This is a genomic window from Mycobacterium sp. E796 (assembly GCF_001672815.1).
Lineage (GTDB): Bacteria > Actinomycetota > Actinomycetes > Mycobacteriales > Mycobacteriaceae > Mycobacterium.
Map to the genome: position 1 here is coordinate 83589 of NZ_LZKK01000315.1, position 9785 is coordinate 93373.

The 9785-nt window shown below is 63.8% G+C and carries 9 protein-coding genes and 1 pseudogene; 4 read left to right on the forward strand and 6 right to left on the reverse strand.

Features of this window, described 5'->3' with window-relative positions; all coding sequences use genetic code 11:
• The first annotated feature begins 1 nt into the window (after position 1).
• The 4 genes from A5706_RS25235 to A5706_RS25250 all read left to right on the forward strand — a co-directional run bounded on the left by A5706_RS25235 (position 2) and on the right by A5706_RS25250 (position 3657).
• Positions 2-781, forward strand: coding sequence for an SDR family oxidoreductase (locus tag A5706_RS25235; protein WP_068136986.1), 780 nt, complete (start codon positions 2-4; stop codon positions 779-781).
• A 165-nt stretch (positions 782-946) separates the two neighbouring features.
• A complete protein-coding gene (locus tag A5706_RS25240) occupies positions 947-1774 on the forward strand; it encodes a mycofactocin-coupled SDR family oxidoreductase (protein WP_068136989.1) in 828 nt (275 codons plus the stop codon).
• Positions 1775-1926: 152 nt separating this feature from the next.
• On the forward strand, positions 1927-3036 hold the full coding sequence (locus tag A5706_RS25245; RefSeq protein WP_156767321.1) for a cytochrome P450: 1110 nt from the start codon (positions 1927-1929) through the stop codon (positions 3034-3036).
• A 3-nt stretch (positions 3037-3039) separates the two neighbouring features.
• Positions 3040-3657, forward strand: coding sequence for an isochorismatase family protein (locus A5706_RS25250; protein WP_068136996.1), 618 nt, complete (start codon positions 3040-3042; stop codon positions 3655-3657).
• A gap of 26 nt (positions 3658-3683) precedes the next feature.
• Here the strand turns inward: A5706_RS25250 and A5706_RS25255 are convergent, their stop codons facing one another.
• From A5706_RS25255 to A5706_RS25280, 6 genes and pseudogenes are all read right to left on the reverse strand, one after another.
• Positions 3684-4382 carry a hypothetical protein gene (locus tag A5706_RS25255; protein ID WP_068137000.1) on the reverse strand — a complete coding sequence of 233 codons (699 nt, stop codon included), beginning with the start codon at positions 4380-4382 and terminating at the stop codon, positions 3684-3686.
• Positions 4383-4433: 51 nt separating this feature from the next.
• Complete coding sequence (locus A5706_RS25260) at positions 4434-5144, reverse strand: hypothetical protein (RefSeq protein WP_068137003.1); 711 nt, start codon at positions 5142-5144, stop codon at positions 4434-4436.
• Complete coding sequence (locus tag A5706_RS25265) at positions 5108-6580, reverse strand: MCE family protein (protein WP_068137070.1); 1473 nt, start codon at positions 6578-6580, stop codon at positions 5108-5110. Before A5706_RS25265 ends, A5706_RS25260 begins: the two co-directional genes overlap by 37 nt.
• Position 6581: 1 nt before the next feature.
• On the reverse strand, positions 6582-7742 hold the full coding sequence (locus A5706_RS25270) for an MCE family protein (RefSeq protein ID WP_068137006.1): 1161 nt from the start codon (positions 7740-7742) through the stop codon (positions 6582-6584).
• A complete protein-coding gene (locus tag A5706_RS25275; protein ID WP_068137011.1) occupies positions 7739-9088 on the reverse strand; it encodes a virulence factor Mce family protein in 1350 nt (449 codons plus the stop codon). The genes A5706_RS25270 and A5706_RS25275 overlap by 4 nt, the downstream gene beginning before the upstream one ends.
• Positions 9085-9785: pseudogene (locus A5706_RS25280) on the reverse strand (mammalian cell entry protein); the annotation flags it as partial. The pseudogene A5706_RS25280 and the gene A5706_RS25275, both read right to left, overlap by 4 nt.

Below are 9785 nucleotides of genomic sequence, written 5' to 3' on the forward strand. Positions count from 1 at the left end.
AGTGACAGTCGAGAAATTCAACGGTGCGTCCGCGATCGTGAGCGGGGGCGCGGGCGGCCTCGGGGAGGCAACGGTGCGGCGATTGCACGCCGAAGGCCTCGGCGTGGTGATCGCCGACCTGGCCGCCGACAAGGGCAAGGCACTCGCTGACGAGTTGGGCAGCCGCGCCGCCTTCGTCAGCACGGACGTGACAAGCGAAGACTCGGTCTCCGGGGCGATCGAACAGGCCAACCAACTCGGTCAGCTGCGGTATGCCGTCGTCGCACACGGTGGATTCGGTGTCGCACAACGCATCGTGCAACGCGACGGCAGCCCGGCCGATTTCGCCGGCTTCACCAAAACCATCGATCTCTATCTCAACGGGACCTACAACGTCGCCCGGCTCGTCGCCGCCTCCGTCGCGGCCGCGGAGCCGCAGGCCGACGGCGAGCGAGGCGCGCTGGTGCTCACGGCGTCCATCGCCGGTTACGAAGGTCAGATCGGTCAAACCGCCTACGCTGCGGCGAAAGCCGGCGTGATCGGACTGACGATCGCCGCCGCGCGCGACCTCAGCTCCGCCGCCATTCGGGTGAACACGATCGCACCCGGGACGATGAAGACGCCGATCATGGAGTCGGTCGGAGAAGAGGCGATCGCGAAGTTCGCCGCGAACGTGCCATTCCCCAAACGCCTCGGGGCTCCTGCAGAGTTCGCCGACGCAGCGGTCTTCCTGCTGACCAACGGGTACGTCAACGGTGAGGTGATGCGCCTTGACGGCGCACAACGCTTCACTCCGCGTTGACTTCTCGCGGGGCCGGCACTTCCCGGCTGCGCTCATCCGATGAATTGTCAAAATAGTTGTATGTTTCGCCGCCCGGCGCGTAGCATCCATTCGTGGCGCGGCTCACACCGTGCTCGAACACTGCGGCACATTCGGGTTAATAGCGGGTAACGAAGGGAGCGCCTCATGGGCTTGCTCGACGGTCGGGTCGTCTTCATCACGGGTGCGGCCCGCGGACAGGGACGGTCACATGCCGTCATGTGCGCCGAGGAAGGCGCGAACATCGTCGGTGTGGACATCTGCCACGACCTCGACGTGGTGCCCTACAAGCTCGGCACCCTCGAGGACCTGGAAGAAACGGCCCGCCTCGTCGAAAAGACGGGCCAGCAAATGCTTTTCGCGCAGGCCGACGTGCGCGACAAAGCCGCGCTGCAGACGGCCTTCGACACGGGCGTCGAAAAATTCGGCCACATCGACACGGTGATCGCCAACGCAGGCGTCATTCTCACCAATCTCGATGAGGTGGACGCCTCCGAGGCGCTGCGGGTCGGAATCGACATCATGCAAATCGGTGTGTGGAACACCTTCCAGGTCGCTATCCCCCACATGAAGGAAAGAGGCGAGGGGGGCAACCTCGTCGCCACCAGCTCGATGGCGGCGTTACTGGACATGACCGACGGTCGAGGCGGCTCCGACGCCTACACCATGGCAAAGCTGGCAATCACCGGCCTCGTGCGCGCGTATGCGAATTTGCTCGCAGCCGACCGGATCCGGGTCAACGCCGTCGCCCCGACCAACTGCGTCACGCCGATGGTGACGGAGAACCCCGCGCTGTTCAAGGTCATCGAAGCGTATCCGCACCTGGCGAATTCGATGCAGACAGCGCTCCCTGACTTGCCGATGATCGAGCCCAGAGACGTCAGCAACGCCATTGTGTTCCTGATATCCGATCTGGGTCGGTCGTTCACCGGAAGCCTACTCAAGGTCGATGCCGGCATGGACGTCCGCCGCTAGGGGACGCCGTCCGTGGACTACGGAATTCGTGGCAAGTCGGCGACGGTGGACTGCACCGATCGGCATTCTGAGGACGGGGGACGACCTTGAGCACCAACCAGCGGGAACGAACAGTCGCAGGCGCGGCCGAACTCGACTGGGCGAAACTGCCGATGGGCGCCGACCGCGGAATCGGCTGGCAGACGGTGCGCGACGCCGGACCCGTGGTGTACATGGACGGGTGGTACTACCTGACCCGACGCGAGGATGTCCTCACGGCGCTGCGCGATCCGAGCACGTTCTCGTCGAAGAAGGCGTTCGACGTGCTTGGCAGCCCGCTGCCGCTGGTCCCCATCTCATTCGACCCGCCCGAGCACACCCGATTCCGAAAGATCCTGCAGCCGTTCTTCAGTCCGCACACGCTCAAGGACATGCTGCCGTCGCTGCAGGAACAGGCGATCTCCATCGTCGAAGCGGCGGCAGCGAAGAAGGAATGCGACGTCATGGCCGATATCGCGATCCCCTACCCGTCGCAGGTGTTCCTCACATTGTTCGGCCTGCCGCTGAAGGACCGCGACCGCCTGATCGCGTGGAAAGACAACGTGATCGCGCTGTCGGAGCTGCCGTCGATGGAGGGCGCAGACCTGGCCCCCGCACTCGAACTGGTCACCTACGTCTCGCAGGCTATCAACGAGCGCCGCCAGAATCCGGGAAACGACCTGCTGTCGCAGGTGCTCACCGGCGATGACCCGCTCGACGACGCCGAAGCGATCGGGCTGAGCTTCCTCTTCGTCCTCGCCGGCCTCGACACGGTCACCGCGGCGATGGGCTTCGCCCTTTTGGAGCTGGCGCGCGATCCCATGCTTCGGCGGACACTGCGGGAGAACCCTGAGGAGATCAGAGTTTTCGTCGAGGAGATGGTCAGACTGGAGCCGCCCGCCCCCATCGTGCCGCGAGTGACCACCCGAGAAGTGACGATCGGCGACGTGACGCTTCCGGCAGACACAGGCGTGCGCTTGTGCCTGGCGGCGATCAATCGCGACGACAGTGACGCGATCTCGGCCAACCATGTGGTCATGGACGGAAAGATTCATCCGCACTGGGGATTCGGTGGTGGCCCACACCGCTGTCTCGGTTCTCATCTGGCGCGAATGGAGCTCAGCCTGATCGTCGAGAAGTGGCTGAAGCGGGTGCCCGAATTCGAGGTCGCCCCGGGCTGCGAGCCCGAGATCGTCTTTCCGGCCAACACTTTCGGCCTCGGCTCGCTGTTACTGAGGTACTGACGGGTGGCCACTTCGAACACATCCCACACCGTCGCGGTGGTGTGCGTCGAGTGCCAGAACGGTGTGCTCGGGCCCGAATCGGTACTCCCGCAGCTCGCCGCGGACAGTGCGGGACTCGTCGCGAAGCTCTGCCGGCTCCTCGACGCGGCGCGGATCTCCGGCGTGAGGGTCGTCCATGCCACCTATGAAGGCACACTGGGCGGCGGTCACCCGGGCACCGCACGGATTTGGCGGGTGCTGGGACCGGCCACCGCGACATGGGCGCCCGGTTCCCCTGAAACTAAAGTACTCCCAAGGCTGTTCGCGCCGACCGACCTGGTGCTACCCCGCCACCATGGCCTGTTTCCCACCATGGATTCCGAGCTGTTGCCGGTCCTCAGGGGCCTCGGCGTGCGGACGATCGTTCTCACCGGCGTCTCGTTGAACCTCGCACTCCCGATCTCGGCCGGACACATCACTCAGGCCGGCTTCGAGCTCGTGGTCCCACGTGACGCCGTTGCGGGTACACCGGCCGAATACGGAGATCAGGTTCTGGACAACACTATTGCTGTACTTGGCCGGTTAACCACCGTGGACGACCTCATCGGAGAATGGGCCGCCGGCACCCAGCTGAGCGGTTGAAATGCCGTCTGTGATAAGCCTTTGACTTAGATGGGATCGAAGGCGGAGATCAGCCAGTGGCCGTCGCTCTTGTCGAGAGTCACTCGCACAGCGGACGCGGTATCGGTAGGGGCATCATTGCCGACGGTCACGCTCTGATTGACGAACACCAGGGCTACCGCGTGGTTGGGGCTCGCCGACACCGAGGCGGCGGCGGGAACGGTCGCGATTGACGCGATGTGGTCTTTCTTCGCACCGGGTATCACCACGTCGTGGATCAACTGGGCGTAGGAGTCCTTGAATTTCCCAGTTAGCCGGTCGCGGGCGACGCCCAGATCCTTCTCGACGCTGTCAGGCTGGTAGGACAGGATCGCTACGGTGGAATCCTTGGCGGCGGCGACCGACTCGATGCCAGCGACTGCTGATCCGCGGACCCAGGCGTCTTGCCACTTGAGGTAGCCGGCGGCGCCTGCAATCACCAACGGCAAAAGGGGCAGAACGCTGAAGGCCACCACACGCGACCACTTGATTCGACGCGTAGGTGCCGGTGGTTCAGGGCCTTCCGAATTCTCGGCATCATCGCCCTCAGCGGATGTTTCCGGTGATTCGGCAAGGTCTTTGCTCTCGATCTCTTTACCGTCACCGGTCTCCTCAGCGCCGCTGATGTCACGATCGGCCTGCGCGGTCGTCTCGTCAGCGACCTCCGCTTCGTCGTGCTCTGTGGTGAGATCGGATTCAACTGGCACTGCGATGCTCCCTTTTCTGATTTGTGGCCATGGTCGTCTTTCGCGCATCCGTCATGGCACGAATGCGACATTGGAGACCTTCGCCTCGTTGCCGACCTTCTGGACGGTGATACGCATCCGCCAGTGTCTGGGATCCTGTTCTGCCGCACCGAGATTGGAAGTCTTGACCGATACGGCAACCAGCACTTGAGCTTCGTCCCCCGACTGCGATTCCAGGCCCGCCTCGGTGACCGTTCCCACCGACGTCGACTGCGCTTTCTTGACGACGTCCATGAATGGCTGGGATCGATGTGAGAAGTCGTCGTAGAAGGCGCCGGTCGCGCTGTCGAGAATGCGCTTGACATCGGCGTCGGCATGCTGCCAGTCGATGGTGGTCAGGTTCAGTGCGCCTTGCCTTGCAACCCGAATCAGCAACCCGCGCTGCTGCTGGGCCTGATACGCCTTGTGTTCCTGAAACCCGAACCAACCGGCCAGGGCCCCTAAAGCGACCACGGTGACCAACACCAGGATGACCGCCAAACGCACCGGCGATCTGGGCGTCTTGGTCGGTGCGTCGCCTTCGCTACCCCCGTCAGCATCGTCACCCTCATCACGAGAGTGGTTGTGCGACTCCAATTCGTCGCTGTGCGCCTTTTGTGCCGCGTCTTCGAAGACGGTTGCCGCCGCTGAGCTCTCGTCGGCACGCCCGGACGAATCGGAGGCCGTTGTGGGCGACTGTGTGGTGCTCAGTTCCTCTTGGGTGGCACCAGCATGCTTTGCCATGTTTGTTCCTTTCTGCTGCCGCTGGCGAGGTCGCTCTGGGTGTACATGCGCCCATCTGGGCCCATGTACATGCCGGTGGCCGGGTCGTATTGAACTGCGGCGATCGGCGGCGGCATCGGCCCCGGCGGCGATTGCGGCGGTGTCTGACCGGGCGGCTCCTCACCCGGAGCGAACTGTGGGACGCCTTGACCGGTATACGTCGCGTTCGGATCCCCCTTCCAGTTGAAGCCGTCATTGAGGGGGACGTAGGTCTGGTCGCTTTCGCACAGCTTCACCGTCGGGGCGCGCTTGCCGGGACGGGTCTCGCACGGATAGTTGTGGGCACCACGCACATTGAGCATCGAGTCTTGGGGCACCCGGCAGTAGAAGTCTCCCTTCGGAGCATCCGGATAGTCCTCGTAGCTGGCCGCCCGCTGCTGCTGGGCCGGCAGGAATCCGGTGGTGCAGGGAGGAGGCCAGTTGAGGTTGAGGTTGAAGCTCAGGAAGGCGCCGTTGTAAGCCTGCTTCGTGTTCTTGTTGGCCACCCCGACGGCCAAGATGTCAGCCGCGCCCTGGGGCAGCTCCACCAGGATTGATTCCAGATTGTCCCGGTAGGTGACGCCCACCTGCCCGATACTGACCAGATTAGCCAAGACAATAGGCAGCGTGGGGTTGAGCCGATCGAACAGCGCCTGGGCCTCAGCGGCCGCCGGACTGCCTTTTTGGAGAAGGCCACGCACCGAAGAATCGTTGTCGCGCAGCTCAGAGGTGATGGTCGCCAGGTGGGCGGCCCATGCCTGAATTGCGCCCGCCGAGTCGGTTTGGCTGTCGAGAACCGGCTTGGATTTGTCGATCAAGTCGACGATCGCGTCCAGATTCTTGCGGGCATCGATCGACAGGTTCGCCGTCCCGCTCACCAACCGGGACAGTTCGGGGCCGAGCCCGCCGACGGCGACATAGGATTCGTCGACCACCGTTTTCAAGTTGTCACGCGGGATCGCCGTCAAGCCCCGATTCGTTGCGCCCAGCAGGGAGTTGATATCTGGCGGGACGTGGGTGCGGTTCGCCGGGATCGTGTCGCCGTTTTTCAGCGACGGCCCCTTCCCGCTGCGCGGCAGCAGCTCCACATATTGTTCACCGACGGCCGACACGCTGTGCACTTCGGCGCCGAGGTCGGCAGGGACGTTGACGTCCGAATTCAATTGCAGCACAGCCTCGGCGCCGCTGTCGGTCAGATGCACGGCCTGCACCCGACCGATCTCGACGCCCCGATACGTCACGTTGCCGCCCTCATAGAGACCACCCGCTTGGGGCAACTGGAGAGTCACTGTGTAGCGGCCCACTCCGAAGTACACGGTAGGCACTTGCATGAAGGCGAAGAACATGATGGTGGCGGCGGTCAGGCTGAGCGCCGCGAAAACTACCAGCTGGATCTTGACCCGCCTCGTCAGCACGATGTCACGGCCCTTGATTGAAGTGGTAGGGAACAACCAGCGGGTTGCCGGGGTTGTACGGCCCGCCCCCGGTGCAGGGGCTGGGCATCTGGCCGATGGTGCGGCCCCACTGCAGCTCCAGCTCGGTCAGATTGCACTCGAAGCGTGTTCCGGTGAAAAACGACGCGTCGAGTCGACTTAGGGTCAGGTCGACCACCGCGGTCAAGTTGGCGTAGTCGCCACGCAGCCATTTGCTCATGGTGTCTCGAGGCCACGGGAAGGTTCCATAAAAGCCGATCGAGCGAGTCAACGCCGGGCCGGCATCCGCGAGCGACTGCAGCACCGGACCGAGGTCCTTGAGCTCCTTGACCAGGTTCTCTTTTGTTTTGTTCGCTGAGTCAGCGGCAAGCGCGCCGAATTTTCCTATGTCGCCCAGTGCCTGCGCCAGGTTGTCCCGCTCGTGTGCCAGCACGGCCAACGCGTCCGGGACGGTCCTGAGCGCCTTATCGATCACCGGCTTTTGGTCGGCGAATTGGCCGACGAGATTGTTGAGGCTCTCGGTTGCGGCGATGATGTCCGCCTTTTGATCGTTGAGGTAGCCGACGAACCTATCAAGCTGCCCGAGCAGGCTTCTCAAGTCTTGCTCCCGACCGGTAAACGCTGTACTCAAAGACTTCGTGATGTCTTGGAGCTGGCCGAGACCGCCGCCGTTGAGCAAAAGCGAAACCGCGGCCAGCGTGCGTTCCGTCGAGGGATAACTGGTAGCCGACGCCAGCCGAATGAGTGACCCGTTTCTGAGCTTCCCCTGGGGAGGCACACCGGTCGGGGGCGCCAGCTCGACGTGCACTGACCCGAGCAAGCTGGTCTGCCCGATGGTGGCGCTCGCGTTGGCCGGCAGGTCAACATCGCCGTCGATGGTCATCGTGACGAGAGCGTGCCAACCCTGAAGCTCAATATTGGTTACATTTCCGACCGTGACATCGTTGACCCGGACACGGGAATTCCGCTGCAAATTCTGGACATCCGGCATCTGCGCCTGAATCGTGTAGGCGCCCGGGCCGGCGCCTTTGGTTCCCGGGAGAGTAAACGAGTTTGCGCCACGAAACCCGCAGCCCGGGAGCCCCGCCAGCGCCAGCGTCGCCACGAGCGCCGTGGCGACGCGCCGCCAATTACGTGATCGACTCACTGCCCACCTCCGGGTGGCGTCATCATTCCTCGTAGACCATCGGCCGGATTGGTATCAACGGGTTGTCTAGCCGGCGGCGCGGCGGGCGCCTCGGGCACCGGTGGGGCGACAGCCGGGGCCGGCGGGTTGGCCGGATCAGCTGCCTCAGGCGAGTTGGCCGGTGCCGGTGGTCGCGGTGGAACGTAATCCGGCCGCAGCCAGTCCTCGCTGTAGGTGATTTCGTTGGGGCGCGCCGAGGCGCCGACGAACAGATTTTCTCCCAGGGGCGGGAAGTTGTACTGGCGGTTTTTGATGATGGGCGCCAGATACTGCACACACAGTTTGGCTGACTGCTTGCTGCCCTGACGCGACGCCGCCTGGATTGCCGAGCACAGGAATTGGATCGGGTTGGCGAAGTTGTTGAGCGCCAGCGCGCCGGTCAATGTCCCCTGCGCGGGTTGGTAGATGTTCAGGAAGTTTTGGAACGCTGTCGGGGCGACGTGCAGAAGTTGTTTGATATCGTCCAGGCTTTCGTTCAGCGCCCCCGAGACCGAGGCCAGCTTGTCCGAGGTCGTGCCTAATGCTTCTCGGTTGTCGGCCACAAAGTTTCGGACGTCGTCGGCGACGTCGTCGAGGTCGTGAACCGCGTTGCCTACCTGGTTGGGGTCTTCGGCCAGCAGGCCGGTTGTCGCGGCCAGATTCTGGTTCAGCTGTCCCAACAGGTCGCTGCTGTCGTGCAACGCGGAGACCAGAATCGACAGGTTCTTCATGGTGCCGAACAGGTCGTTGCTGTGGTCGCCTAGCGCGGAAATCGCCTGCGACAGCTTGATAATCGTGTCGCGGATGTCAGGGCCCTGACCGCGCAGGTTATCGGCGGCGGTGTTGATGAACGCCCCGAGGGTGCTGGTTCCGCCCGGTTGGGTGGGCTGCAGGGTTTGCGTCAGCTTTTCGAGCTGCTGGCGAAAGTCGTCGTATTCCACCGGAACAGCGGTGCGTTGCTGGGGAATCACCGCATGATCGGCCAGCACCGCACCGCCGCTGTAGGCGGGCGTCAGTTGAATGGAGCGCGGCGTCACCAGTGACGGCGACAGGATTACCGCCTTCGCGTCGGCGGGCGCCTTGTACTTGTCGTCGTACCAGAAGCTGATCTTGACACCGTCGGGCAGGGGCTCGATTTTGTCGACCTTGCCGACGCGCACGCCGAGAATAACCACGTCGTCGCCACCGTAGAGGCCGGTGCTGTTGGCGAAGTATCCGGTGACGTAGGTGCGGCCAACACCGGCTGAGCGGGCCAGCGTGACGATTCCGCCGACAAGCACCGCGACCAGAGTGATGGCTACGGCGACCTTGGCCTTACCTACGCTCACTGTCCACCAACTTCAATCTGGGTCGGCGCGGCCGGAGCCGGGTTCGACTGTCCTTCACCGGGACCCGGCGGCGCAGGGGGGCCCGGCGGCGGGCCGCCGGGTGGCGGCGCAGCGGGCGGCTCCCGATAGGGATAGCAGCCAGGTCCGGGCAACGGCACACCGGACGGACCGCACGAATGATCGTTCGGGTTGCCGGTGATGGCGTCCGGGATGGTCATGCGCGGGTCGCCGCCCTGGCCGGTCCGCGGGAACGGGATCGGCAGCGGCGGAGTGCCCGGCTGCCCGGTCTGGGGATCGGCGCGTTGGGTCGGCAGAAGGACATTGGGGTCCAGTCCGAGATCGGAGAAAGCCGCGTCGATGAAGGGCTGCACGAACTGCCCGGGAAACAGGTTGGCCAAGTATGCCTTGAAGAAGGGGCCGGATGAGACCGATTCGCCCAGGCTCAAAGCGTATTTTCCGAGCCCCGTAATCGCCTTCTGCACATTCGCTTTGCGGTTGTCCACGATCGTGAGCACGCCGTTGAGTTTGTCGAGCGCAGGCTTGAGCGTGTTGCGGTTCTCGCTGATGAACCCCTTGAGCTGCCGGGCCAGCGCCGAGAGGTTGTGCGAAATCTGTTCCAGTGAGCGGCTTTGGCTTCGAAGTTGCACCAGCAGGGCATTGGTGTTGGCCGAACGCAGCGACGAGATCGTCAACCTCG

Coding starts and splice junctions, on each gene's coding strand:
- A5706_RS25240 (WP_068136989.1), top strand. CDS start 947: ATGGGCTTGCTCGACGGTCGGGTCGTCTTCATCACGGGTGCGGCCCGC.
- A5706_RS25245 (WP_156767321.1), top strand. CDS start 1,927: ATGGGCGCCGACCGCGGAATCGGCTGGCAGACGGTGCGCGACGCCGGA.
- A5706_RS25260 (WP_068137003.1), bottom strand. CDS start 5,144: ATGGCAAAGCATGCTGGTGCCACCCAAGAGGAACTGAGCACCACACAG.